Raw genomic sequence first — 25,293 nt, forward strand, 5'->3', positions numbered from 1 at the left:
TCTACAAGTATTGATTTACGACATCAACTAAAGTTTCAATGAGTGCCTCATCCATATATTGGTACTCATCGGGTATATCGAGTACCTGAATCGGCTTGTATTGTAATAAACGGCTAAACCGCGCTTTAATGCGTTGTTTATGCTTATGTTCCATCACAAAAATTATATCTGCCCAATTAATATCAGCAGTTGTTACCGTGTGCCTTGCTCGTGGGCTTGTGCCTGCAGAGCGGGCTTTAATGCCATTGTATTGGTTGTATACCTTTTCAGCCGTTGGGCTACGCCACTGGTTACGGCTACATATAAACAGTAAGTTTTCCATGTCCTTTTCCTTTGTGAGTCTGGCTAAACTCAGGGCCCTTAAACGTACGAATCGGATTACCCCGTTGCAGCTCATTGTGTTGTTGCCACCGCGACTTTTGCTGCTGGCTTGCAGCCTGCTGAGCTTGCTCTGCCAGTTTTTGCATTAGCAAAGCTCGGGCTAAACGCTTATTCGCATGCTGACTTCTTTCACTCTCTACGCGAACAGTAATTCCTGTCGCAACATGGGTAGCACGAACAGCCGAATCAGTGGTGTTTACATGTTGGCCTCCCGCGCCACTTGCACGGCATTGCTGAAAGCGGATCTCGCTATCAAAAGTTTGCTCTGCTATTTCAAATAGTTGACCGCCAAAGTACCAGTTTTTACGCTTATGCCTTGCTCTGAATGGGCTTTGACAAACCCACAACATCGAGCCATGCCATTGCTGCGCAAACTGTTTTAAAATTTGCGGCTCAGCACCGGTTAATTCAAGCAATAACGATTTGTAGCAGCCTGAAAGCTCAGCTTGCTCTACTGCAAGAGTATTCACCTTAATAGCTAACGCTTTAGCATCACACTCAAGGCGCTTAACAGCCATTGCCACCGCTTTACAGCACTCTAAAGGACCCGCCCCTGACGATAATTGCACTAAGATCATCCGCACGTTCCTTGTGTTTTAAAGGTAAGCACAGGCTTTAATTTGGCAATTACAGTAACCAGCCCAGCATCAACAAGGTCATCAATAACTGTTTGGCAGTCTTTGTAAGCTTGTGGTGCTTCATCATAAAGCAGCGTTTTATCATTACAGATCACCCTGCTACCAAACGCAGTGCGATATAAATCTTCCTTTTTAAACTTGTGACTCAAACGGCCTTGGCATTCTCCACGCTTCCATTTGCGACCAGCGCCATGTGCAAGGGAGCGTAAGTTTACGTTTTGCTCAGCCGTTGGCTTAACTAAGTAACTGTAATCACCGCGAGAGCCAGGGATCATCACAGCCCCTTGATCGCTAGGTGTAGCGCCTTTTCGATGTAACCAGCCTGCTTGTCCTGCAATCTGTGATTGACTTACAAGGTTATGATTTACATCTAAAACCTCTTCGCCACCAGCGCGAATAGCTTGTAAAAAACGCCGTGCGATCAGTTCTCGGTTTAACTGAGCCCAACGCAGTGCTTCGTCATGTTTGGCCATATAATCTGTAAAGGCACCACTTTCTACCTCAAGGCCATCATGGTTATGCTCTGCAATATGCTTAACTAAAATAGCTTGTCCTAACCCTCTAGAGCCAGAATGCACCAATAGCTGCAATTGTTTAGATTGTAGGCCTAAAGCAAGCAAGGCTTGTTGATCAAACACCTCTTCAATCGCCTGAAATTCAGCGAAATGATTGCCACCACCTATGGTGCCAAGGGCGCTATCAAAACCAGTTTGTGTGATAGCTAGTTCATGTTTTCGCTCGCTAATCAATGTGTGCCAACTTTCATCTAGCGGCAGTTCAACATCGCTTAAGCGTTTTGCGAGCTTATCTACATTTAACTTGGCTAACTTAGTATTGGTTTGCCAAAGCGACATACCGCAGCCAATATCATTCCCCACTAAAGCGGGGTAAATTCTACCTTCTGTAAAAAAGGCTGCCCCAATGGGGTAACCTCGACCTGGGTGTAAATCGGGCATACCCGCTACAGCGTACATACCAGGTAATTCAGAAGTTTTAATTAATTGTTGTATTGCTAGCCCTTCAATCCACGACTCTTTAGACGCAATAAGGCTAACGTTATCAGTAAGTTTTTGGACGGACTTGCCCATAATACCAATTCCTTTCTCTGCAATAGAAAAATGCTAACGAAAAATGATTTGGCAGGTCTTTGATTAATTGATCAGGCTTAGCTTTGAAAAGCTAATAAAGAAATAGCTTCGAGCTAGGCAAGAAAACGACCTGCAAAGGAACAAGTTGTATAAGTCATATTGTTTACTCCTCTACAGTGTGTGAATGGTTAAAATCGCGGCGATTGTAAACAGCTTAAAAAGTGAAAGCAACTAAAAAATAATCAATCGTTGTTATTTACGCCCTTTTTAAATGTTCATCACAACGTGAAAAATGTGCAATTAAGCGACTATGGGTTGTCATCTAGAGAAAATTTGAGCAATCTAAAAATGCCTTAAAAATAATAACAAGAGTGACTGCAAAGTTACTCAAAAAGGATGCCGCCATGCTCAAACACCGTATAGCTCGCTCACTCATCAGCTTACCACTGTTGATTGCTGCCCATGTCACTAGCGCAGCTGAACTACCAAAAGCGATTGATGCCGCCTTTCAATCGGCGGTGAGTGCGAAAACAGTACCGGGCATTACTGTCGCGGTGGCCGATAAATCAGGAATAATCGCGGCAAAGGGTTATGGTTTTGCCGATATCGAAAACCAAGTTTTAATGAGTCCCGAGCATAAGGTTCGCATTGGCAGTGTCTCTAAGCTTATTGCCACAGCTGCTATGATGCGCCTTTACGACAAGGGATTGATTAACTTAGACAAACCTGTAACCGACTATGTAACTAACTGGCCAGAAAAACACGCAGCTTTAACACTGCGCCAGCTCGCGTCACATACCGCAGGGATCCGCCATTACAAAAAAGGCGCCAATGAATTTTTACTCAACAAATGGTATGGCGATATTGATAGCGCTTTAGCCATGTTTAAAAATGATCCCCTACTGTTTGAGCCGGGCACCAAACAGCAGTATTCAACATTTGCTTGGACATTAGTTAGCGCTGCGATGGAAGGCGCTGATCAGAAACGCAACTTTCGACAAATTATCGAACAAGAAGTCTTCGCGCCACTCAAGTTAAACGACACATATTTTGATGAGCAGTTTACCCTGATCCCACATCGAGCAAGACCTTATAGCGTTGATCAGGGCCGTTTAATTAACTCACCGCAGACCGATCACAGCTATAAATGGGCAGGCGGTGGGTTTATTGCAACACCAAGTGATATCGTCAAGTTTGCAGTAGCTCACACGCAGGGCAATTATCTAAAAGCAGCCACAGTGGATGAAATGTTTACCCCAGCCACACTCAATAATGGTGAACAGGTCGATTTTGGTATTGGTTGGATGACAGGTTTCAAAAACTATCAACAAAGAGAAAAATACCAACATGATACTGAACTACAAGCCTTGATGGCCGACATGCCACACGCAGTGATGCATTCTGGCGGTAGTATGGGTGGCATTACCATGACCATTATGTGTGTTGATCATCAACGCGCGGTGACTGTGGTTAAAAACGTTAATGGTGATAACAGCGCAGATGTATTTGCGCTTGCCCTACAAACCCTAAGCTATTATCACCAAGACCATTGATTTGTTTAAGGCAGCTTAACTATAGCTGCCCTTGTAACCTCGTTTTTGTCTCTTTTAAGTAATCAGGGTAGGGATACGAGTCATCGGCAACAGCTATTGCAGCCTCAATTTGAACTAATGCTTGGCGAGTATTACCTTGCATTTCATAGCCATATGACAAAGCTGACAGTGCATACGCTGATTTTGGGTAGTTTTTGATATTGTACTTAAACACCTCAATAGCCCGCTCAAATTGCTGGTTATCCGTTAAGCTGTAACCCAGCAACCTAACAGCGCGGTCTGGTGGCGCTATTTGCTCGCCCCATTGCTGAGATAAACGTTGATAATAAACATCAATTGATGAAACATCATCGCCTAGTGCACTCAAAGGCATATATTTAGATAAAAATAAGCCATGGTACGCATTAAATGCCCCAGCAGCTGAGGTTAGGTTATGCGAAACGCCTGCAAAGGCGTCGCTCTTAAAGCGCAGATTTTGCACCTTACTATTTTGCATCGTTTGCTGCATATCATCGTATCTTTCGCGCATAATGCCGGCTTCTTCGCCGATATTCATATATACATAGCTGTTAATACTTTTGGCTTTAGTAACAAAGGTATTTAGACTCTTAGCAGGGGCGCCATAGTTCCACCATACCGCAGGGCTATAAGCAATGTGCGCTTGAAATAACTCAGGATCAGCCTGCATTGCGTAAAGAGCAAATACACCCGCAGCAGAGGCTCCTGCGATAACTCTATAATCATGAGTACGATACTGTTTATTAACCAAAGGCATCAGTTCTTGCTCTAAGAAAGCTAAAAACTTTGCAGCACCACCGCCTTCACCAACAGGCCCTTGAGGTTCTTTGTTCACTGTAGGATAAAAATCTCTAAGTCGATTAGTGCTTTCAATTGCAACTACAATCACCTCTGGCGCTTGATCATTTTCTTGTAAGCGTTCAAGCACAGCATTAATCAATGGTAAATTACCGGCCCCATCTAAACGGTAAATAACGGGATACCTTTTGTTTGGATGTGTTTGATAGCTTTTTGGCAATTGCACAACGACAGTGCGTTGCTCACTAAGATTACTTGATTCGATAGTATGCGTATGTTGGTTGTAATGTGTAACCGCATCATCTGCAGCGGGTTGAGCCATTACATGACTAGTACAGAGTAAAAAACCACTAATACAGAGTAACTTAAATAGTCGCACGACTTATCCTTAAGAAATATTGGTAATTTTTTAAGCTAACAGAATTGCAGGTACAAACAAAGATAACTTATGTACTTTTTTCGTAAAAAAGTACATATAAGTCATTATTTTAACTAAAGCGTATGTCGCAATATTTGCCCGGCGCTTTTACCCGTCATGCCATCCGGTGATTTAATGACTTGGCCATTAATAATGACGTATTGAATTCCTTCTGCGTACTGATGTGGTGCGCTAAACGTTGATTTATCAGCAACCGTCGCAGGGTCGAGTATAACAATATCAGCAGCATAGCCTTGTGCTATCACTCCTCGGTCAGTTAGGCCCATTCTTGCTGCGGGTAAACTGGTCATTTTACGTATTGCATCAGGTAACGAAATCACCCCTTGTTCACGAACATAATGACCTAATACTCTGGGGAAGGTGCCGTATCCTCTTGGATGGGGGTTGCCCTTACCAAGTTCTGAACCACCCGCATCGGTGGCGATTGCAGTAATTGGGTAAGCCATGATGTACTTAACATCATCTTCATTAATAGCGTGGAAGATCCCCTGAGCACCGCCATTTGCTTGAATTTCCATGGTAAGTTCAGCGGCTTCGTCGATACTTTGCGCTCGCCCTTCACGTTTTAATACTTCAGCAAAGGTTAGCCCATCCCATGCAGGGTTTGCCGCATAATGCGCTATTTGCAGCCTTGCGGGGTCACCACCGCCTCTGTCTTCACGGATATTTTTGATCAAGCCTTTTTTTATTTTTTGCCTTAACTCTGGATCTTGTAGGCGCTTTGCAACTTCAGCTTGGCCACCAGCCAATGACCATGCAGGAAATAAAATAGCAAATCGCGTAGAAGAAGCCGTGTAAGGATACTGATCGAGGGTGACATCTAAACCCGCTTTACGAGCATCGCGGATCATCTGAATAGTGTGCTTACTCTCACCCCAATTTGGATGACCAATCAGCTTATGATGAGAGATATGCACAGGAATACCGGTCTCTTTTGCAACATCGAGCACTTCATTCATCGCCGTAACAATCTCTGCGCCTTCATCCCGCATATGAGAGGCAAAAAATCCATGCTGAGCATGAGCGGTTTCGGCAAGCACCTTTACCTCAGCAAAGTTTGAGTACACACCTGGAACATATTTAAGCCCAGTCGATAAACCAAACGCCCCCTGCTGCATCGCTTTATCGACCAGTGCTTGCATTGCTTTTAGCTCATCAGCGCTGGCAAGTCGTTGCTCTTCACCCATAACAGCCTTACGAACATCATTATGGCCAATTAATAAGGCTAAGTTAGGCCCTAGAGGTGAACGCTCGGTTTGCGCAAAAAATTGCTTAAAGTCGACAGGAGAAAAACCACAGTTACCGCCCAAAATAGTGGTAATGCCCTGCTGCACTAAATTATCAAGCCGAGGCAGCTCTGCAATTGAACGCTCAGCATGGGAATGTAAATCGATAAAGCCAGGGGCAACAACCTTACCTTTGGCATCTATAACTTGTTGAGCTTTGTCAGCCGCCAAATCACCAATTTTATTGATCTTGCCGCTTTCAATACCAACATCTGCGCGAACCGCTTTGCCACCACGACCATCGAGCAACATCGCGTTTTTAATGATGAGATCAAAAGATTGCCCATAAGCAATCCCTGAGCTGAGCACTAATACAGTCAATCCTATAGAGGTTAAAACACTGTGCCTTTTCATTGTTATTATCCTTAGCCAGAGTGTTTAACCATCCTAATCAATTGCAATACAAATTGCATCAGCGAACAGTAATTAAGCAAATTACAGGCACAAAAAAGCCGGCTAATTAGCCGGCTCTTAATGCTTTAACTTACTCAACCGTCATGGTTTACGGTCCTTTTAAGAGGTTTATTTGCTCGTAAGTTATTGTTACTCATAATAAAAGCCTCTTATGCTACGTTTAAATTAGAAGGTCGACCACCTTTTGAAATCGGAAGTCTGTCGATGTTATGTGTACGCTCACCATCTTGGATTGTCCAACCTTCGGAACGTCTATCTGGATTGTTGTAAATAAGTTGGTCCGACACAATTGGAACCGAAAACTCTATTTGTAATGAATGTTCATTTTTATCTTTATCGTAAAACACCAATACCTTGTCTATAAGTTGACTAAGGAATTCACGTTTTTCTTCATCCGTAATATTTTGCTTGGATTCAATATCAGATTCATACCGGTCCAACCAATCTACCCACCCTATTTCGGACTCGAAGTTACTTTCTTTATCAATAATATCCTGAAGTTGGCTTTTATACTCAAAAAGCTGCTGTTCTAACTTCTTCTTAATTTTTTCAGGATTACCTAAATCAACTTTTTTTGTAAGTTGAGATACCTGAAAGTTTATTAACGTCTCTTCAATCTGGTCACATTCAACCATCAGTTTCTTTTTCTGCTTGGATAATCTTTTCAAAACAGTTTTTTGATTTTTACGATTAGCATATAACTGTTCTAACACTTCCAAACGAAATGACTCTCTAAGTGTTTTTGATTCTTTCGCAATATTAATGACTGTATTCCAAACAACATCATCTGTCTTAGTTATATTAAGTGAACGTATCATGGTACATCCATTCCCACGCTTCCATTTTGTATCGGATTGTACTTCCTTTACCCACTTTCGCTCTTTATGTGGACAATAGTAATGATTGTTATTTTTACCAATTCGACCAGACATCATTTGTCCACAATGACCACATTCCATAAAATCTCTCAACATATAGAAATGAGTGGTTCTATTAATTTGGTGTTTACGTTGACCTCGTTTGGTACGTTTTTTATTTACATAATTCCACTGCTGTTGGTCTATGATAACTGGACATGATACTTCAACAGATGTTTCTGTTGATTTGTCATGATAAGTATATGAACCAATATATATTCGATTTTTAAGAATCTTCTCTATCGAACCAAGTGACCAGAGTAGATTACCTCTTCTGGTCATGACATTATGTTCACTGAGTTTTTTACGAATATCTTTTACCGATGTTCCAGTAGCGTAGAGTTCAAACATCATTTGAACAAACTTACTTTCTTTCTTGTTAACGACTAGCTTTTTATCTTTAATTTCATAGCCAAAAGGAGGTGGTCCACCATGATAATATCCCTGCTTTACCTTCTCCAATTTTCCTCTTCGAGAACGCTCAGTACGAATATTATTATCGTATTGACTGATAGCAGATAACACTCCAATCATGAGGTTATCCATAGGATTGGTTAAGTCCATGACCCCAGAATTAGAAATCAAAACCACATTATTAGTTTTAATTTTCCAACGGATCATAGACCAAGTCAGTTCGTTTCTTGATAAACGGTCAGTATTATAAACATAAAGATACTTTACATTACCAGCATCAACCTCTGCTAGTAAATCGGTTAAAACAGGACGGTTTTTAAGATCATCATGACTACTGGATTTACCACCTTCATTCCACACCTTATAACCATACCCAAGCTCCTTTGCCTTCTTTATACCATCGTCTTTCTGGGTGTCAAGAGAAGTACCGTCCTCACTCTGGACGAGTGAAGATACACGAGTGTATATATGTAAAGTATCTTTATTCATAATGAGACTATCCCTACTTATAGGCTTCATCACAACGAACAGATAACTCATTTATTTTATTTAAAACAGAGTGAAGCAAATTATCAAAAACAAGATCGTATTCATTTTCTTGGTATTCAGTTTGAATATACTTGTACTCATCCATCCAATAATCAAGATTTGCTAATAAATGCTCAAACTCATGGTTATCTCTCATGGAAACTTTAACAAAAAGGAAGGGTAGTAAAACCTCCATACATTCAAATGTATAGGTATTAAATCCGTTAATATTTTCGGCGATATATCCCAACATCGATTCTTTTTCGTATCTTGGTTTTGTGTATGACTGAGATGGGTTTAGAAATAATTTATTTAATAGTGTTGTGATTTGGTTCATATCTTTTCTCCTTTATTAATGAACAACGCTATTTTCTCAATAATGCGCTTTTGCTTTTAGGACAAAGGAATGAACAACTGTTGTCCCGTTTAACAGCTTCTAGGACGGTAAAGATGACTTATTTAACAGGAGAAATTATGAAGTCATCTAATCAGTTAAAACTTGTATCAGTGATTAAACCAAAACAACAAGATCCCGCTCTTTTAAGAAGAGAGAAAATGATTAAGGGGTTAAATCGTCAATCACAAATACTTGAGCATTACCGTTTAGGAGAAAAAACATCAGGACAATGGTTTTGGGTCAACGAAGACGGAATTATTTTCTTACCTATCAAATATGGGAAGGTCACTCTAGAACTCTCAAAAGGGATGTATGCCATACATTGTGATACGTTAGAGGAGGTTGAAGATAATCTTGAATTCATTCGTAAAGCAACCATTAAGGGGGAACTTGATAACACACTAAAATCTATCTCAAAAGAACTTAGATCAAAATTCGTAAAGTAATCATCCCCCCAACCTCTCTAGGACATAACTAGAGAGGACCTTTGTCCACTCCTCAAGTCTCGAGTTTATATAAATAAAGATAATATCTTTACCCGAGAACCGTCTGTGACAAACGTACAAAGCGCCATTCGTGAATACTTAACACATATCGACATCAATAACTTTGTTGGGCTCACTCTAACCCTCAAACAAGGATTAGATGGGTATATGCTTAACAATGAACGGTGTACTCAGAATCTCAGACACTTCACTAATGTCATTAATAAGAAAATCTTCGGCAATGCTTTTAAACGATATGGAAAAAAGCTTCAGATCTTTCCTGTCATAGAAAAATCTAAGGAAGGACGGTATCACTACCATATGATCATCGAACGACCTTCAGAATGGTGTATAGACGATTTCACACACCTTATTGAAACCGAATGGGTGAAAACTCAATTTGGACATCGACAAATACATTTAGACCAGTTTATTGATTTTGGATGGGTTCATTACATTACTAAATTCCACTCAAAATCTGATGTGGTTGATTGGGAAAACGTTCACATAATTCGTTGAGTAAATACTCCTTATTATGTCTTCTCAATAGTATCGATTCCCATTAGGGTCTCGATTTATTTGTGTGTCCGATAGAAATGTATTGAATCCCAGTACGAACCAGTTAAATCCCTATACGGACCAATAAGAATACATATACACAATCCAAGTAAATATAACTGAACCTAACTGTAAGGACATATCAATGACAGACAGAGAACACAGACGATTGATACTAATTAAGTACTGTAAAAAGTACCTATCTCAATCAAACATATTAATGAAACCATTTATACGAAATTGTCTAGAAGGACTTGAACGTAAAAAGACAATCAAGAAAAAGGATATTAATAAACTATCCCAGTTACTTACCTATGACCTAAGAATGACAAAAAACGAAATAAATGAATATTTTAAACCTTTAACCATTCAAATAATTAAACCAGATTCTAGTTCTAATCTTGAATCATTCTTCCAATAAGGAACCATTATGACTGTACTAATGAATATTCGTGTACCAGACGAACTCAAGAATCAATTCCAATCCATATGTCGAAATAATCATACTTACATGACTACTGAACTCATTAGGTTCATGAAAGAGTTTACGAATAAAGAATCAGTAAAAGTGACATACCAGAAACCAATTGAACGAAATGAACCTGAACAATGGGGAAACCTTATCAAAGATCCAAATACACAAACTTGGATGGACATTAACGAATATAAAAACCTAAGGGGATAATATGATTACAAAGAAAATGAATAAGATTCGTAAAGACGAAGTTATTACTCACTTACGTAGACACAAAGATAACAAGTTAGAAGTATGGGATGTTTATACCCAAAAGGATAAAGAGGAATTAATGAAACATATAAACCAGTTAATCAAGAAAAACAGTATCTCAATCATTATCCTACCCGAGGATAGACTATGATGAGGTTTAAGACATTTATATCAGAGGGAAAATATCCAGTATGGGTAAGATTGACGGTCAGTGGATTAGTACTAAAAGTTAGAAACCTATCAAAATCGATTGAAAATGAACAAGATCCTGTCAAGCAAAATAAGATGATTGCTCAACAGAACAAGTTAATCTCATATATAAATGGATTAGGTATTGCTATAGGAACCAGTGATAAGACTTTATTGAGACGAATTAAGAGTGTGAATAAGTAATTATGTAAATTTGACAACAAATAAAATGTACTGTAATACTAATAAAAATGGAGTTTTAAAATGAAAAATTACTTTCTTTACCTGCTAATAGTTACTTCGCCATGTTTATATGCCGAGCAAAACAAACTTCTCGAGTTACCCAGTGAGAATATAAATTTTGAAGTCATTGATAATCATTCTTTAACAACCACCCTGATTAAAGATCAATTCGAGACGACTTCTGAGTATGAACAAAGAAAACTCACACAACAAAATAATCTTAAAGACATCACCCTTTATGTAGATAAATTCTTAACTTATGATGCCGACTCACAAACATACTCTTTTTCCTGTTATAGCGGCAAAATAAGATTAAAGGATGATACTTCTTACAGAGCTAGAAGTGGAACAAATGGCTTTGGTGCTTCATGGGATTGGCAAGAAAAAATTGGAAATATCTATGAGCTAGAATATACATGCCCTAAAGAAAAATTAAGAGAAATTAAAGTTCCAATTGAAAAAGCCAAAGAATACCGAAATGACTTCATAGCAGTTATACAAATTAAATTAAAATCACAAAACTGGTCTTCAGATAGAAAGTTTGAAAGTCCTGAATTTGGTGATAGCTTTGTTGATAATTTTTCAATCAATACTAAAAGAGGTGAGGTCGAGGCTATTCATTATGGACTAGAAACTGATAGGTCTCTTTATTTTTCAAAGTATACAGAAAATAACACTAATGAAAAAATCGATGAGCCTAAGCCAATTGTTAGAATTGAACCTAAATATCCAGTACAAGCTGCTCGTGATGGTAAAGAAGGTTGGGTTCGTCTAACATTTACTATTAACGAAGTAGGTGGGGTTGAGGATGTAAATGTAATAGAAGCTGAGCCAAGTCGTGTTTTCGATCGTGAAGCCAAACGAGCGTTACGTAAGTGGAAGTTCAGATCCAAAATACAGGACGGTAAACCTGTAAAGCAGAAAAATATGGAAGTAAAACTAGATTTTAAACTTTCTAGTTGATGATTTAATTGCCATATGGCTTATTTAGTCTGTGTTTTATATAAATTATATATTCGGCAATCACAGAAGTATCAAGCCATATTAGTTACTATTTATAATGTTAAACATACAATCATTTATAAATTTTTTTTTGAAAGATGGAATGAAAACATCTTCAAAATGATAAAAAATCCTATGTTTTTTAAATGGTGTATTTATTACTTTATTATATTCTTTGGAGGGTTTGATAAGCCTCACTGGCTCTAGTTGACGAGTATAAATCGTGTTACCTTTTGTAATATGGATATCCAACTCTTCAAATAACTTAAACGTATCTTCAATTGGCAATGGGTGTATCCAATCATATCCTTCAGTATCTAAATGCTGTCTACTTTCATCATTAATGACCGATGCCTTATTTGATTTAAGTTCTAAATTAATTACATGATAGTGGGGGGTAAAGTAATATTCATATTTGTTCTCATAACGATCTAATCCCAACCTGTTACTATTCCCCTCAACCCACTCCTTACCAATAAATACCGTTTCATGAACTCCTACAACTTTAGATTTCATTAAAACATAATCAATTTTTTTACTATCTTTCTCATCATTTAATGACTTTATTTCATCAACCTTCTCAATGAATGATAACTCTTTCCCTAATGAAGCCTCTAACTCTCTTTCGAATAATTCATACAAATAAACTTTGAATTCTTTTGACAAATCATTTGAAAAAAACCACTTCAATTTTTTTATTTGAGGATCATATAATTTTTTATCAAAATAAATATCGCATGAACTAGATATAATACCTTTTTCCCAATCTATAAAACTATACGTTAGACTAACTTCATTTAACGAAAAGGTTTCATTTCTGACACACAAGTATTGATTATTAACTTTAAACTTTTTGTTTATAGTATATTGATTATTCATTGATTTATTACTTAAATTTTTGAATGTTGGGTCTGATAATCCTTATACATCGTTTGAAATATTAGGTTCTTCATTGAAGGGTTATCATCCATCTTTTTGTAAAAATCAAACCTTTCATTGATGTAGTCAATCATCATTCCTTCAAATTGTTGTTTGAAGAAATTCCGTTTATTGTCTTCAGTATTATTACCATTCATATATTTACCGACTTCAGGATCATCAATCAATCTCTTACTCAATCTTGAAAGATCTAAACGATCCTCTTCGGTCAAATTAACACCATATGTAGTATTCACTTGATTAATAATCTCAGAAAGTAGGTCAAATTCTGGTTCTATGACCGAACCACTACCAAAATCAGGCGGATCGATTATAGTAGTCTCATTCTTAAGACTTTCTACTATTTGTTCGTGAATTTTTTGAATTCGTAATGAATCCAAATCAATCGTATCGGAAATATCAAAACGTTCGACATCTCTTTTAGGTAACTTTTTATTCAGATATTTTAAGAACACAAAACTTTTTTCAAGTTCTATATCTGTAAAATTCATGATTTGAGAAAGATAGCCATACATCCTAATATACGACTGTATTTTTGAACGAAAATCCTCTTTAACATCTTCATCCTCAATTGAGATAAATTTATCCAAAACACTATCTAATGTAGGATGGAGATTTCCTTCATCTCTTTTAAGGTCATAAAACACTTCACAAAATCGATTTACATCTTCATTTGTGTAAAGATGATAATTGTAGATATCTCGTTGAATATCATATAAACGATTTGGATCAGTCTCGCCTTCGAGGATTGTCGATTGATAAAATCTTTGAAATGATTCTCTGATATCTTCAGGCTCATTCACAAAATCCAAGGTGAAAGTTTGTGTCTTTCCAGAAGTGGTTCTATTTAATCTTGACAGTGTTTGAACACATTGAACACCACCTAACTTCTTATCAACATACATCGATTGAACAAGAGGTTCATCAAATCCTGTTTGGAATTTGTTTGCTACAACTAATAATCGATACTTAGGATTCTTCAAACCTAGCGGGACGTCACCTTCATGACCTAGAGTTTGGTTACACCCTGGTTCTGAATACTTCTCTCCATCAATAGAAACTTCACCAGAGAATCCAACAAGACAACGATAAGAAAGACCTCTCTCTTCCAGTTGACGATTAATTTCGTTGAAATACCAAACACAATGTTTTCGGGACTGTGTAACGATCATCCCTCTTGAACGACCTTGTATTTCTTTTGAGCCTTTATCGACCCAATGATCCAAAATTATTTGTACCTTATTTCGGATTGTCATTTCATGAGAATCTACATATCTGACAAGTTCCCGTTTTCCTTTGCCAGTTGGAACCTCAATGTCACCATCTTTAGTTTGTTTTACTTTGAAATATCTTTTGTATGTTGTGTAGTTCTGGAGTACATCTAATGTAAATCCTTCATGGATTGATTGGTACATTGAATAGATGTGAAACGGAACGAAGGTCCCTTCGTTAGTTTTTGTTCCAAATAACTCAAGTGTCTTTTCTTTTGGTGTTCCAGTAAAACCAAAAAAAGAAATATTGTCTTGCTTACCCCTACTTTGAATTTCCTGTCTCAACATTTCTTCATAGTCAAAGTCTTCATCGTCATCTGATTTCGTAAGTGATTTTTTGAGGTCTTTGGATAACTCACCAGACTGACTTGAATGAACTTCATCAATTACAACACCAAACGTTCTATCACCTAGTGATGCGATTGTTTCTGAGATAAATGGGAATTTTTGGATTGTCGTGATTACGATATCCTTACCTTGTTCTAAGAATTTTTTTAGTTCTTGAGAACCGTGTTCCACACCATTCACAACACCATCGATCTTCTCGAGTGACCTAATTGTATTTCGAAGTTGATCATCCAAAACTGTTCTATCGGTTACAACGATGATCGTATCGAACATCCTTTTTGTATCTCCTGTTGATCGATACAAAGAGGTAAGTGTGTGTGATAACCAACCTATAGAATAGGATTTACCCGATCCGGTCGTATGTTGAACAAGATAGTTTTTACCGACACCATCTTCTTTTAACTGTCTTCTGAAACTTCTGATCAGATCAAGTTGGTGATATCGGGGGAAGACGAGAAGTTCTTTAACCTTTGAGTCGATCTTTTGTGTTTTGTCGTTGAAGAAGAATTCCTTCTCCTTTGAGACATGAACAAAGTTTTCTAAGATATCGAGTAGTGATGAAGGTGGAAGGATTTCTTCCCATAGATACTTTGTTCTGTATCCTTGATCGACTGGTGGATTTTCAAGGTCACGGTTATATGGGAGAAAAAACGTCTTAGGTCCTGCTAACCGTGTCGTCATCGAGACCTTATTATTATCCACACAGAAATGAACCATACACCGTTTGAAATTCAATAATGGTTCTTTCGGATCACGGTCGTTCCGGTATTGGTTCTCAGAATGTTTAACATTCTGTCCCGTGAGTTGGTTCTTCAACTCCATTGTCACAATCGGTAGTCCATTGAGGAACAAAACCATATCAATCGAATTTTCATTTTGATTGGAGTAATGAAGTTGTCGAACCACCGTGAATTGATTGGATTGATATAGTTTTAAGTGATCTGGATTGAGATCACTCTTAGGTTCGAAGTAACAAAGGTTAAGATATACACCACGATCAACGACTTGGTGTCGAAGAACATCAATAATTCCACGTTTGGATATCTCTGACGAAATCCTAGAAAGGATTTTGTTCTCTGTATCCACATCGTAAATCTCTTGAAGACGACCCCATTCTTCAGGTTGTGTTCTTTTGATGAAATCGATCACGTGATCTCGGATCAAACAAAGATTACGATCGTATTCACTAAAGTGGGTGGTCGAATATCCAACTTTCTTCAGGTGGTCTTCAATATGTTCTTCAAACCTTTTCTCGGTAGGACTGAAACCATTCATATCATGTCCTCCGTAACTCGAACTTTACCTGTTACAACGGAAGATATGAGTGACTGACGGTATTCATTTATCAGTTTGAGTTTTTGTTCATTGATACCGATAGTTTGTTCGATTCGTGTAGTTCTATGATTTAGCAACTCAACGATTTCTTTCTGTTCTGTTGTTGGAACATTCAACATCGGAAAGTTCCTAATCTTATCTTGAGAAATGGTTGGTGTAGACCCTCCTACTTTTTCAGTTTCAAAGTAATTCTGAAAAAATTGAGTGATAGACTGATAGTAAAAGAATTTATTGTTTATGGTAATCTCTTTTAAGACAATCATTTGAGGATTTAATGTCATCGTCTCAAATTGTTCTTCGATGATACAAGATTTTCCAATAGTAGATCCCGTCTTCACAAAAATTATGTCGTTTAGAAAGATTTGTATTTCAGGAGATTCTTCATATTTCTCAGTAGAAATATATGTTCTGTTCAAAAGACTTAGTTTATTGTCTTTAATATTTCCAGGACCCAATGTAACTGAACCCTCTCCTTCAGAGACAATATCTTCAACGGTGTAACCCCTGTATCCAATCCGACCAAAAATCGTAGCAAAGTTTTTAAGTTTCTTAACCGACCAGTGTTTCGGTATCTCCCCAATCCACTCAATACCACTGTCCTTCATCTCAACATTGGGATCGAGACCTTTCGTGACATAGTGATTGATCAAAGAGGTTCTTTGTTCTTTGAGGATTTCAATTTTCTTTTGAATATTCTCGACCAATGAATCAATCTGACTGGTTTTTTTATCGAGGTAACGAGAGATCAGTTTTTGTTCTTCGATAGGTGGGATAGGAATGTTTATATTTTTGAACTGTTCCCAACGGGTTGTCCAAAGGTCCCAATGTATACCCTTTCCGTTTCTGAAATACTCTTCTTTGAAATAGTAACTTTTGAATAAGTTTTCTATGTATTTGGGGTCAATATTCTTTGGAGCAAGGACGATATTGATAAGTGATACAGAACCATCTCTTGGAGCAATTCCAGAAGAACCCTTCCTATCACTTCTTGAGTTTATTACGAAATCGTCTTTCTTAACCAACTTACGGTTGTCGTTATCATTCGATTTAGCAACATCAGATAGTTGGTCCACGATACCATTCATTGTTACAGACAATGGTGGATACGTTACGTCATCAACCTTCTCCGACCGTTCAGTAAAAAATTTACCCACTCGTGCTAATCCCCAACTATAGGGTATTTTACCAATCCACTCAAAACCGGTTTCGAGATAATTCTCATATCTATTCATCAGTCATCTCCAGCGACAACTTTTGAATTTCATCATCAAGGGTTTTGAGATCATGAGAAATCTCATCGAGACCTCTTAAAGGAATGAATTTGTAAAAGTATTTTGTGAAATTGATTTCATAACCAACCTTATCTTTTGATCGATCCATCCAAGAGTCGGATACATGGGGTCTCACTTCACGGTCGTAGTAATCATCAATACTTTCTGAAAGAGGAACTCGTTCTGTATCCCGTTTTGATGTGTCTGGTTTAGGATTCCCTTTTTTGTCTGTTTTGATATCACCGTTTTCGATAAGTGGTTGTTCAATAACTACCTTCGTGTAACCGAAGAAATTATTTGGATAAATCTTACAAAATTCATTCTCTTCGTTGTTTTGGTAGATTTCGAATAATTGTTGGGATTGGTCGTCAGTAATATATTTGCCCTTGTCACCTAGGTTCTTTCTCATTTTAGAAAAAAAAGAGGTCCCGTCGATTAATTGAACTTTACCCTTACGGTCAGGAGACTTCTTATTAGTAACAATCCAAATATATGTTGTAATGCCAGTATTAAAGAACATTCGATCAGGCAATGATATGATACATTCTAACCAATCATTTTCGATAATCCATTTACGTATTTCGGATTCGCCACTCCCAGCATCTCCTGTAAATAAAGGTGAACCATTAAAAACAAGACCAATCCGAGAACCTTCAGGATTCATTTTGTCAATTAGATGTTGAAGAAATAATAACGAACCATCAGATGTTCTAGGTGTGCCAACGAAGAAACGACCGTTGGGGTCTTTTGCTTCTTCTTTTACAAATTCAGCCTCTGACTTCCAGCTCACACCAAATGGAGGGTTAGTTATCATGTAATCGAATTTACTTCCTTGATGACGGTCATCTGAAATTGATGTAGTGGGACCTTTAATATTTTCAGGATTTTCATCCATCATAAGAAGGTCTGATTTACAAATTGAATACGTTACATCATTAAGTTCTTGACCATATAAATCAATTTTTAGATTCGGGTTTATGTTCTCTAGAACCCACTCCTTACCGATGGTTAACATCCCCCCTGTTCCACAACACGGATCGAAGACCGATCTAATTTTTCCCTCACCTTGAAGGTCTTCCTTGTCCCCACCAAACACAAACGAGACGAGAAGTTTAACGACATCACGAGGAGTAAAGTGGTCACCACTTTCTTCATTGGACATCTCCGAGAATTTACGGAGAAGTTCTTCATACACAGAGCCCATCTGATGGTTATCGATTTTATCTGGATGTAAGTCAAACTCAGTAAATTTATCAATCAAAAGATATAAACGTTTATTTTTATGGAGTTTCTCTACTAATGGGTTGATTGAGAAATTTTCAATGATGTCGAAAACATTTTTTGAATAACCTTGAACGTAGTTATTGAAGTTCATCAACACGTTTGTCGGGTCACTCTTTATACGGGATAAATCAAACTTTGATGTGTTAAAGAAAGGTAATCCAATCTGTCTTAAAATTACAGGAGAGGGATCATCAAGTTTATCTTTGAATTTGTTATGAAGTTCATAAACTTCGTCTTTTTTTGGTTCTATAACACAATCTAAACGTCTCATAACGACAAAAGGTAAAATTACTCGTCCATATTCAGAAGGTTTAAATAGACCACGCAGGACGTCATCTGCTGATGACCAAATTAAAGAAGAGAGTGAAGATGTATTGTTCAAGGTCTAGTATCCTTATACTTGAAAAAATGGCTTGTTTTCTAATATATAAAAGTTATATTTTATTAGCAAAGTATTATTCGAATAAAACTTGGTACTTAACCCTTAACTGAGCAGAGAATTAACTATGAATATCATCGAAAATATCCAACAGGGAAAGAAAACAAGAGCTGAAATTCTCATTTTACACAGAAATGCTTTAGATACACTTAAAAAGGATCCTCAAAATCTCAAAGCAAGGCAAATTGTAGACTATGTTGAAAATAACTTTGTACCCGAGATAATGCGAAGATATACATTTGTTGCTTTCAAGCCGTTTGGTAGACTTGAAGATGCTCCGGACAAACAATGGTATAAAGGTGGTTTCTATGACCTTCAGTACTATGAAGATAAAATACAAATGGGTTACTATTACGAGTTATTACCCGGTGATATTATTATTACGAAGACGAACTCAACAAATGCTAAAGATTCAGAAATTGGACATATGAGAATCTTTGCTCATGGAGTTATAACTAAAATTGTTGACTCACCCAAGAATAACCATCGTTGGTATAAAGTTGATTGGACCATACCAGATTTATTTCTAGAAGTACCACATATGGGCTGTACCAAAGCAATTGCTCATAGAGAACTAGAAGTGGTGGATGATAAAATGCCAGTTGAATTTTGGAAGTGGTTAGAGGATGGTTCGGTTGAATAAGCAACCACAGATTAAGTCATCTAAACAACATTTTAGATTGTGGTTTGAGTTTTATAAACTTAGTCTTAGAGAACCTGACTTAAAAGAAAACATAGAAAAATCCAACGACTACTACAAACCTTGGGGTGATGTATCTAATGTACTTTTTGACCCTTGGTGGAAGGAACACAAACATTTATTTGGTGTTTCAAGAGTAGAACCGGTTACTAAAGTGGTTAATCATGATAACGCTTTGAATGTCGCAATACCATTGAACCAACCTGTTAGTAAATCTATCAAACAACTACGGGAATTAATAGAGAACAGGCAAGAACAACGTTTAGAGGAATTAGGTCTAGAAGAATATGGAAGAAAAACTAAATCTGTATCTTTTGGACAATATGAACTTACCGCAGGGGTGGAGATTCGAGGTAAGACTCTGTATGAGATACAATTGATGTATACTATTTGGGTAGATATGGGAAAACCACCAGTTAACTCAGCATACTGTACAGAAGTTGTAAATAGATTGAGGAATAGACCGAGATCGAAATGGATACCATATCTGTTATCTATTGCCCCGAGTAAAGATAGAAAAGGAAACCTACGATACACAGACGATCAATTACGTCAGGTCCGTAGGTATCTCAAAAAGGGTTATAAGATTTGTCAGTCCGTTTCTAAAGGCCAGTTTCCTGGTCGAAATAATCTATAGGTTACTTTGGTTGAAAATTAATCTAATGACATTTATTGAAACTCTGTTCAAGTTTGATTTTGCCAGTTTTCAAGTAATGCTCTCTTCAATAAAATAACTAAATCGTATTTTATAGATTCTATTATCTCGTGAAGTAGATTATTTAGATGATCGGAACCTTTGAAAAACTTCGATGGCTTAAAGTTAAGTATCGAAATTACTAGATTAATTTCTTCACTCATTACAAGAAAATGTTTTATTATTTTGTCTTTTCCAATAATACTAAACAATGAATCAAACTCTTTATTGAAAATATCCTCATCTAAATAGTTTTCAACAACCCACGCTCTGTACATATATACTAGTTCATCAAATACTAATGTACGTAGACCAACTTGATTATTTGTAAAAATGAATTTAACATTTTCATAAAGTTTTATATCAGCGTCACTATCACTCATAGAACTTAGAAACAATTCCATCTCTTCACGAACAGCGAATTTTTGTTTATAAAGGAATTGGTTTTCTTGTGTTTTGGATGAGTCATTTTTCTTAGGCTCATATAATAATACTTGATTCCTTTTGGTGTCCCAGCCTTTTGGTATCTCTAACAAAAAGTTAACTTTTTTATTAATTCCCATAATAATTTCCTCATTAAATTTGTAGTTGGATTTGTCTGTTGAACGTCAGCTACTTTATCAAATCGAGGATTTGTTGTTAGAATCACGATTAAAATTAGAGGTTATTACTATACCATTTTTTAATATCTTCTTAATTTTACTAGCTGAAATATTATTATCCTTGAAATTAATACTTTTTTCGTTTAATTCAATTCCATATTCAGAAACAAAATCAATATCCTCTACTAAAATTGTATTTAAATCAGACTTATCTATTTGATATGTCTTTGTATACATATAACCACAAACCATTGATTCTACAATCGACTTATGATGTTTACTTCCTTCAATTGATTTTACAACACATCGGATAATGGAAGAGCTGTAATCTTTCTTTAATTTTTTTTTGACTAATTGTGAATTTCCTCTGATTAAAATATTAGATAACACAGTTACAAAATCAAGACATGTATGTCTTGTCTTATATGAAATTTCATTTGGAGCTAATTTATAATCATTCATAAAATTTGTTATGTCCATAGACTTTATCCAGCCACAACATAATTCTTCATCCGACTTAGTGTATTTCACACATTTATCAAACATACATTCTAGATTTTCACACAAATCATCATAATTGCCATTAAAACCCTTTTTTGGTCTCATCAATTTATATTCCATGTTAAATAATTTATTAGTATTTACATTTTTTCTATTAAAAAAATTATTTGAACCTTCATCTTTAATTATAATCATATATATTTCCTCAATTTTTTAGTTTTGTTGGCCAACCCAACGATTGCTATTTTCTCAAATTGAGGATTTATTCTTAGGACAACGGTTTTATTCAGTTTTGTCCGTTCTATTTATTTGTGATCAAAAAAAACCCTTTTAAAAAGGGTTTTTCTATATCTGCTATATTATTTTCACTTTACTTATTTGATTGCCTATACATTCAATCATATCTTCAAAATCATATTCATATCGATTTTTAAACCAATTTTCACACAACTCACGAATTTCAAAAATCTCAAATACTTCACAAAATTCATCGTCATCAGCTAAGCCTATTTCATCTACTATTTCAAAGAACTCTGTAGCCACATTAAACATATTCTCTTTATGTTTATTTGTTAATTCTTTAAGAATTGGTGTAGTTTCAATTAGTTTATGAACATAAATACTGTTAGTAGTTAAAATCATTTCCAGATCACGCTCATACAAACCAACCATAGATATATCTTTCATTATACTTCCCTCATTAAATTTATAGTAATTGTTGGATAACCCAACTATTGCTATTTTCTCAAATTGAGGATTTATTCTTAGGACAACAGTTTTACTTAGTTTTGTCCGTTTTTACACTTACAGACTTAAGTAAAACATTTGGTTTTTGACTATTTCTCTCTGACCTAACACTATGTTTCTTTAGCATACTCCAGATATGATTAGAGAGTATCGGTTTCCCCCTCACTGAGAGATAACCTTTTTCACACAGAAATCGACTAATCTGTCCTGTATTCCATCCTTCGTTGTGAAGTTTGGAAATTATTGACATTAGATGGGTTTGATAATGAGATAGTGGAACTTCTGAGAATTGAGAGGTTACTAACACCTTGTATTTTAAGGATAATTTAGTAACCTCTTGAAAGGAACTTACTCTACGGTCACCGATTTTGCTAGGTTTCGAGGTTGGTCTACGTCGGTGCCTTTAATAACCGCAACATAGTATGAAAGCAGCTGTAGCGGAATTGTATATACAACTGGAGCAATCACGTCATCGACATGGTTTACGTTGATTACACGCATCGTTTCGTCAGATTCAAACGCTGAGTCTTTATCTGCGAATACATAGATAATACCGCCACGGGCACGTACTTCTTCTACGTTTGATTTAAGCTTTTCTAGTAGCTCGTTGTTTGGTGCCACAACAATGATTGGCATGTCGGCATCAATCAACGCAAGAGGGCCATGCTTAAGCTCACCCGCTGCGTATGCCTCGGCGTGAATGTATGAAATCTCTTTCAGCTTAAGCGCACCTTCCATCGCGATTGGGTATTGTGAGCCACGACCTAAGAATAGTGAGTGGTGCTTATCAGCAAACTCTTCAGCTAAATCTTCAATCCCTTCTGCAAGCAGTAGTGCTTCTTCTAACTTGTTAGGAAGTGTTTTGATTGCATTTACAATCGCACCTTGCTCTAGGCCTTTTTCTTGGGCAATCGATGCTGTTAGCATTAATAAGCCAACAAGCTGTGTGGTGAAGGCTTTAGTTGATGCAACACCAATTTCAGCACCGGCTTTAGTCATAAAGGCTAAATCCGATTCACGTACTAACGATGAACCCGGTACGTTACAAATGGTCATTGACGCCATGTAACCTTGCTGTTTTGCAAGAAGAAGTGCAGCAAGTGTATCTGCTGTTTCACCAGACTGTGAAATGGTCACAAGTAAGCTGTTTTCATGTACAAATGATTCGCGGTAACGGAACTCAGAAGCAATCTCAACGTTACAGCTCACGCCTGCGAACTGTTCAAGCCAGTAACGAGCAACCATACCTGAGTGGTATGAAGTACCACAGGCAATAATTTGCACGTGTTTTACGTCTTTAAAGATTTGCTGAGCGCTTTCGCCAAAGGCATCAATCGCGACAGTGTCATTAACTAGGCGGCCATCAAGGGTGTTACGCACAGCAAGTGGTTGTTCGTAAATTTCTTTCAGCATGTAGTGACGATATTCGCCTTTACCTGATGCATCTTGCGTAATGTTTGATTCAATCACTTCGCGCTCGACTGCATCACCGTTTGCATCAAAGATTTCAACACTGTCACGGGTAATACGAGCCACATCACCTTCTTCAAGGTAAATAAAACTGCGAGTAACAGGTAATAAAGCAAGTTGGTCAGAGGCAATAAAGTTTTCGCCAAGACCTAAACCAATCACCAGTGGGCTACCGGAGCGCGCTACGATGATTTCGTTGTCGTTCGCTTTATCAAAAACAACCGTACCAAATGCACCTTCAAACTGCTTAACAGCAGCTTGTACAGCTGCTAAAAGTGTATCGTGCTGTTGGCGAAGTTGGTGGATAAGGTGCACCATGACTTCTGTATCTGTTTCTGATAAAAACTCATAACCATCGCCTTTTAGCGCATCGCGCAGGCTGGCATGATTTTCGATAATGCCGTTATGAACTAGGGCAATTTCGCTATTCGAAACATGTGGGTGAGCATTCGCTTCGGTTACACTACCATGGGTAGCCCAACGTGTATGTGCGATACCGGTAGTGCCTTTAACAGCGGCTTCATTCAGTGCCGCTTCAAGGTTAGCAACCTTACCTACTGCTTTTACAGTGTTAAGCTCAGTACCTTTAAGTAAAGCCACACCTGCCGAGTCATAGCCACGGTATTCAAGGCGCTTAAGGCCTTCAACAAGTATTTTGTTTACTGGGCGTTCTGCAACAGCCCCTACGATTCCACACATAATCTCTCCTTTTGCACATGCCAAAGTGTTTTACTTTGGGCGAGATGTGTTGTCATAAATGATGCGTAATAAGGTGTTGTCGGTCTTATTACGGGTTATTCAATTTCTGCACAGATCAGCTGTACACCACATGCTGTTATCGCCTCGCGCTTATCTGCGCTTAGGTTGTTGTCTGTGATAACAGTGGTAACACGCTGCCAAGGCAGTTCTAAATTCGGTATTCTTCGGCCAATTTTTTCTGACTCAACCAGCACCACTACTTCACGGGCTGCTTCAGCCATCACTTGGCTAAGCCCCACTAATTCATTGAAGGTTGTAGTACCTCTATCAATATCAATGCCATCGGCACCAATAAAGAGCTGGTCAAAGTCGTAAGAGCGTAGAACATTCTCAGCAACTTGGCCCTGAAACGATTCTGAATGCGGATCCCAAGTTCCGCCGGTCATCAAAAGTGTTGGCTCATTTTCTAATGAAAGCAGTCGGTTAGCGACATTAATAGCATTTGTCATCACCACTAAACCGCGCTTACTTGCAAGCTCAGGGATCATCGCCGCTGTAGTTCGGCCGCTATCAATGATGATGCGGTTATGATCTTTAATAAGCTTTGCAGCCGCCTGTGCGATTGCCATTTTGCGAAGCGAGTCGCTTTTCTCGTTGCTATTTGCAACGATTTCTTGCGGCAAGGCAATAGCACCACCATAACGGCGTAGCAACAAGCCACTTTTTTCAAGGGCTGTCAGATCTTTACGTATCGTCACTTCAGAAGTTTGAAACTGCTCTGCTAACGCTTCAACAGCAACTTCACCAAGTTCATTCACTTGGCTTAAGATAGTATGGCGACGTTGTTGAGTGTTTCGTTTTGTCATAAAGTGAACCACATAAGTTTCGTTTCGAAAGTTTTGAGATTTTAAACGAAAC

23 protein-coding genes and 1 pseudogene are annotated in these 25,293 nt (G+C 37.5%); 8 read left to right on the forward strand and 16 right to left on the reverse strand.

The window, feature by feature from the left end:
• Position 1: 1 nt before the first annotated feature.
• The 3 genes from J8Z28_RS17560 to J8Z28_RS17570 are packed head-to-tail and all read right to left on the reverse strand — an operon-like array spanning position 2 to position 2,107.
• The gene (locus J8Z28_RS17560) at positions 2-322 is read right to left on the reverse strand and encodes a low molecular weight protein tyrosine phosphatase family protein (protein ID WP_062566375.1); all 321 of its coding nucleotides are present in this window, start codon (positions 320-322) and stop codon (positions 2-4) included.
• Complete coding sequence (gene prfH, locus J8Z28_RS17565; protein WP_062566376.1) at positions 297-959, reverse strand: peptide chain release factor H; 663 nt, start codon at positions 957-959, stop codon at positions 297-299. Before prfH ends, J8Z28_RS17560 begins: the two co-directional genes overlap by 26 nt.
• Positions 956-2,107: an RNA ligase RtcB family protein gene (locus J8Z28_RS17570; RefSeq protein ID WP_062566377.1), complete on the reverse strand. Its 1,152-nt coding sequence runs from the start codon at positions 2,105-2,107 to the stop codon at positions 956-958. The genes prfH and J8Z28_RS17570 overlap by 4 nt, the downstream gene beginning before the upstream one ends.
• Positions 2,108-2,511: 404 nt before the next feature.
• Between J8Z28_RS17570 and J8Z28_RS17575 the strand changes: the two genes are divergently transcribed.
• A complete protein-coding gene (locus tag J8Z28_RS17575; protein WP_062566378.1) occupies positions 2,512-3,660 on the forward strand; it encodes a serine hydrolase domain-containing protein in 1,149 nt (382 codons plus the stop codon).
• Between the two features lie 19 nt (positions 3,661-3,679).
• On the opposite strand, the gene J8Z28_RS17580 is transcribed toward J8Z28_RS17575, so the two are convergent.
• The 4 genes from J8Z28_RS17580 to J8Z28_RS17595 all read right to left on the reverse strand — a co-directional run bounded on the left by J8Z28_RS17580 (position 3,680) and on the right by J8Z28_RS17595 (position 8,811).
• On the reverse strand, positions 3,680-4,855 hold the full coding sequence (locus tag J8Z28_RS17580; protein WP_062566379.1) for an alpha/beta hydrolase: 1,176 nt from the start codon (positions 4,853-4,855) through the stop codon (positions 3,680-3,682).
• Positions 4,856-4,968: 113 nt separating this feature from the next.
• Positions 4,969-6,555, reverse strand: a complete 1,587-nt coding sequence (locus J8Z28_RS17585) for an N-acyl-D-amino-acid deacylase family protein (protein WP_062566380.1) — start codon at positions 6,553-6,555, stop codon at positions 4,969-4,971.
• A gap of 209 nt (positions 6,556-6,764) precedes the next feature.
• Entirely contained in the window at positions 6,765-8,435 is a 1,671-nt protein-coding gene (locus J8Z28_RS17590) for a recombinase family protein (protein ID WP_250659688.1), read from the reverse strand.
• 13 nt (positions 8,436-8,448) lie between these two features.
• Positions 8,449-8,811 carry a hypothetical protein gene (locus J8Z28_RS17595; RefSeq protein WP_250659689.1) on the reverse strand — a complete coding sequence of 121 codons (363 nt, stop codon included), beginning with the start codon at positions 8,809-8,811 and terminating at the stop codon, positions 8,449-8,451.
• Between the two features lie 113 nt (positions 8,812-8,924).
• On the opposite strand from J8Z28_RS17595, the gene J8Z28_RS17600 reads away from it, so the two are divergent.
• From J8Z28_RS17600 to J8Z28_RS17615, 5 genes and pseudogenes are all read left to right on the forward strand, one after another.
• The gene (locus J8Z28_RS17600; protein ID WP_250659690.1) at positions 8,925-9,317 is read left to right on the forward strand and encodes a hypothetical protein; all 393 of its coding nucleotides are present in this window, start codon (positions 8,925-8,927) and stop codon (positions 9,315-9,317) included.
• A gap of 105 nt (positions 9,318-9,422) precedes the next feature.
• Positions 9,423-9,875, forward strand: a complete 453-nt coding sequence (locus J8Z28_RS21970; protein ID WP_502934613.1) for a rolling circle replication-associated protein — start codon at positions 9,423-9,425, stop codon at positions 9,873-9,875.
• 469 nt (positions 9,876-10,344) lie between these two features.
• A complete protein-coding gene (locus J8Z28_RS17605; protein ID WP_250659691.1) occupies positions 10,345-10,599 on the forward strand; it encodes a hypothetical protein in 255 nt (84 codons plus the stop codon).
• Between the two features lie 189 nt (positions 10,600-10,788).
• Positions 10,789-11,034, forward strand: coding sequence for a hypothetical protein (locus J8Z28_RS17610; RefSeq protein WP_250659692.1), 246 nt, complete (start codon positions 10,789-10,791; stop codon positions 11,032-11,034).
• A gap of 741 nt (positions 11,035-11,775) precedes the next feature.
• Positions 11,776-12,036, forward strand: a pseudogene (locus J8Z28_RS17615) (energy transducer TonB); the annotation flags it as partial.
• Between the two features lie 81 nt (positions 12,037-12,117).
• Here J8Z28_RS17615 and J8Z28_RS17620 read toward each other — a convergent pair.
• Genes J8Z28_RS17620 through J8Z28_RS17635 form a run of 4 tightly spaced genes read right to left on the reverse strand, consistent with a single transcriptional unit; the run spans position 12,118 to position 18,905 of the window.
• Positions 12,118-12,954 carry a hypothetical protein gene (locus J8Z28_RS17620; RefSeq protein WP_250659693.1) on the reverse strand — a complete coding sequence of 279 codons (837 nt, stop codon included), beginning with the start codon at positions 12,952-12,954 and terminating at the stop codon, positions 12,118-12,120.
• A gap of 11 nt (positions 12,955-12,965) precedes the next feature.
• Entirely contained in the window at positions 12,966-15,908 is a 2,943-nt protein-coding gene (locus J8Z28_RS17625; protein ID WP_250659694.1) for a type I restriction endonuclease subunit R, read from the reverse strand.
• Positions 15,905-17,200, reverse strand: coding sequence for a restriction endonuclease subunit S (locus J8Z28_RS17630; protein ID WP_250659695.1), 1,296 nt, complete (start codon positions 17,198-17,200; stop codon positions 15,905-15,907). Before J8Z28_RS17630 ends, J8Z28_RS17625 begins: the two co-directional genes overlap by 4 nt.
• Positions 17,193-18,905 (reverse strand): type I restriction-modification system subunit M, encoded by a 1,713-nt coding sequence (locus tag J8Z28_RS17635; RefSeq protein ID WP_250659696.1) that lies wholly within the window; start codon positions 18,903-18,905, stop codon positions 17,193-17,195. Before J8Z28_RS17635 ends, J8Z28_RS17630 begins: the two co-directional genes overlap by 8 nt.
• A 124-nt stretch (positions 18,906-19,029) precedes the next feature.
• Between J8Z28_RS17635 and J8Z28_RS17640 the strand changes: the two genes are divergently transcribed.
• Both J8Z28_RS17640 and J8Z28_RS17645 read left to right on the forward strand, forming a co-directional pair.
• Positions 19,030-19,605, forward strand: a complete 576-nt coding sequence (locus J8Z28_RS17640; RefSeq protein WP_250659697.1) for a hypothetical protein — start codon at positions 19,030-19,032, stop codon at positions 19,603-19,605.
• A complete protein-coding gene (locus tag J8Z28_RS17645) occupies positions 19,598-20,299 on the forward strand; it encodes a hypothetical protein (RefSeq protein ID WP_250659698.1) in 702 nt (233 codons plus the stop codon). The genes J8Z28_RS17640 and J8Z28_RS17645 overlap by 8 nt, the downstream gene beginning before the upstream one ends.
• 47 nt (positions 20,300-20,346) lie before the next feature.
• Here J8Z28_RS17645 and J8Z28_RS17650 read toward each other — a convergent pair whose 3' ends face one another.
• The 5 genes from J8Z28_RS17650 to J8Z28_RS17670 form a co-directional block, all read right to left on the reverse strand.
• Positions 20,347-20,919, reverse strand: coding sequence for a hypothetical protein (locus tag J8Z28_RS17650; protein ID WP_250659699.1), 573 nt, complete (start codon positions 20,917-20,919; stop codon positions 20,347-20,349).
• A gap of 57 nt (positions 20,920-20,976) precedes the next feature.
• Positions 20,977-21,654 carry a hypothetical protein gene (locus J8Z28_RS17655; RefSeq protein WP_250659700.1) on the reverse strand — a complete coding sequence of 226 codons (678 nt, stop codon included), beginning with the start codon at positions 21,652-21,654 and terminating at the stop codon, positions 20,977-20,979.
• A gap of 159 nt (positions 21,655-21,813) precedes the next feature.
• Complete coding sequence (locus tag J8Z28_RS17660; protein WP_250659701.1) at positions 21,814-22,146, reverse strand: hypothetical protein; 333 nt, start codon at positions 22,144-22,146, stop codon at positions 21,814-21,816.
• Positions 22,147-22,554: 408 nt separating this feature from the next.
• Positions 22,555-24,375, reverse strand: a complete 1,821-nt coding sequence (gene glmS / locus J8Z28_RS17665) for a glutamine--fructose-6-phosphate transaminase (isomerizing) (protein ID WP_250659702.1) — start codon at positions 24,373-24,375, stop codon at positions 22,555-22,557.
• A gap of 95 nt (positions 24,376-24,470) precedes the next feature.
• Positions 24,471-25,241: a DeoR/GlpR family DNA-binding transcription regulator gene (locus tag J8Z28_RS17670; protein WP_054552250.1), complete on the reverse strand. Its 771-nt coding sequence runs from the start codon at positions 25,239-25,241 to the stop codon at positions 24,471-24,473.
• Positions 25,242-25,293: the final 52 nt, after the last annotated feature.

It is taken from the genome of Pseudoalteromonas sp. SCSIO 43088 (assembly GCF_023650795.1).
Classification (GTDB): domain Bacteria; phylum Pseudomonadota; class Gammaproteobacteria; order Enterobacterales; family Alteromonadaceae; genus Pseudoalteromonas; species Pseudoalteromonas shioyasakiensis.

Excerpts from the sequence above, each read along its gene's own strand:
- J8Z28_RS17560 (WP_062566375.1), bottom strand. The coding sequence starts at position 322 with ATGGAAAACTTACTGTTTATATGTAGCCGTAACCAGTGGCGTAGCCCA.
- prfH (WP_062566376.1), bottom strand. The coding sequence starts at position 959 with ATGATCTTAGTGCAATTATCGTCAGGGGCGGGTCCTTTAGAGTGCTGT.
- J8Z28_RS17570 (WP_062566377.1), bottom strand. The coding sequence starts at position 2,107 with ATGGGCAAGTCCGTCCAAAAACTTACTGATAACGTTAGCCTTATTGCG.
- J8Z28_RS17575 (WP_062566378.1), top strand. The coding sequence starts at position 2,512 with ATGCTCAAACACCGTATAGCTCGCTCACTCATCAGCTTACCACTGTTG.
- J8Z28_RS17585 (WP_062566380.1), bottom strand. The coding sequence starts at position 6,555 with ATGAAAAGGCACAGTGTTTTAACCTCTATAGGATTGACTGTATTAGTG.
- J8Z28_RS17590 (WP_250659688.1), bottom strand. The coding sequence starts at position 8,435 with ATGAATAAAGATACTTTACATATATACACTCGTGTATCTTCACTCGTC.
- J8Z28_RS17595 (WP_250659689.1), bottom strand. The coding sequence starts at position 8,811 with ATGAACCAAATCACAACACTATTAAATAAATTATTTCTAAACCCATCT.
- J8Z28_RS17600 (WP_250659690.1), top strand. The coding sequence starts at position 8,925 with ATGACTTATTTAACAGGAGAAATTATGAAGTCATCTAATCAGTTAAAA.
- J8Z28_RS17605 (WP_250659691.1), top strand. The coding sequence starts at position 10,345 with ATGACTGTACTAATGAATATTCGTGTACCAGACGAACTCAAGAATCAA.
- J8Z28_RS17610 (WP_250659692.1), top strand. The coding sequence starts at position 10,789 with ATGATGAGGTTTAAGACATTTATATCAGAGGGAAAATATCCAGTATGG.
- J8Z28_RS17620 (WP_250659693.1), bottom strand. The coding sequence starts at position 12,954 with ATGAATAATCAATATACTATAAACAAAAAGTTTAAAGTTAATAATCAA.
- J8Z28_RS17625 (WP_250659694.1), bottom strand. The coding sequence starts at position 15,908 with ATGAATGGTTTCAGTCCTACCGAGAAAAGGTTTGAAGAACATATTGAA.
- J8Z28_RS17630 (WP_250659695.1), bottom strand. The coding sequence starts at position 17,200 with ATGAATAGATATGAGAATTATCTCGAAACCGGTTTTGAGTGGATTGGT.
- J8Z28_RS17640 (WP_250659697.1), top strand. The coding sequence starts at position 19,030 with ATGAATATCATCGAAAATATCCAACAGGGAAAGAAAACAAGAGCTGAA.
- J8Z28_RS17650 (WP_250659699.1), bottom strand. The coding sequence starts at position 20,919 with ATGGGAATTAATAAAAAAGTTAACTTTTTGTTAGAGATACCAAAAGGC.
- J8Z28_RS17655 (WP_250659700.1), bottom strand. The coding sequence starts at position 21,654 with ATGATTATAATTAAAGATGAAGGTTCAAATAATTTTTTTAATAGAAAA.
- J8Z28_RS17660 (WP_250659701.1), bottom strand. The coding sequence starts at position 22,146 with ATGAAAGATATATCTATGGTTGGTTTGTATGAGCGTGATCTGGAAATG.
- glmS (WP_250659702.1), bottom strand. The coding sequence starts at position 24,375 with ATGTGTGGAATCGTAGGGGCTGTTGCAGAACGCCCAGTAAACAAAATA.
- J8Z28_RS17670 (WP_054552250.1), bottom strand. The coding sequence starts at position 25,241 with ATGACAAAACGAAACACTCAACAACGTCGCCATACTATCTTAAGCCAA.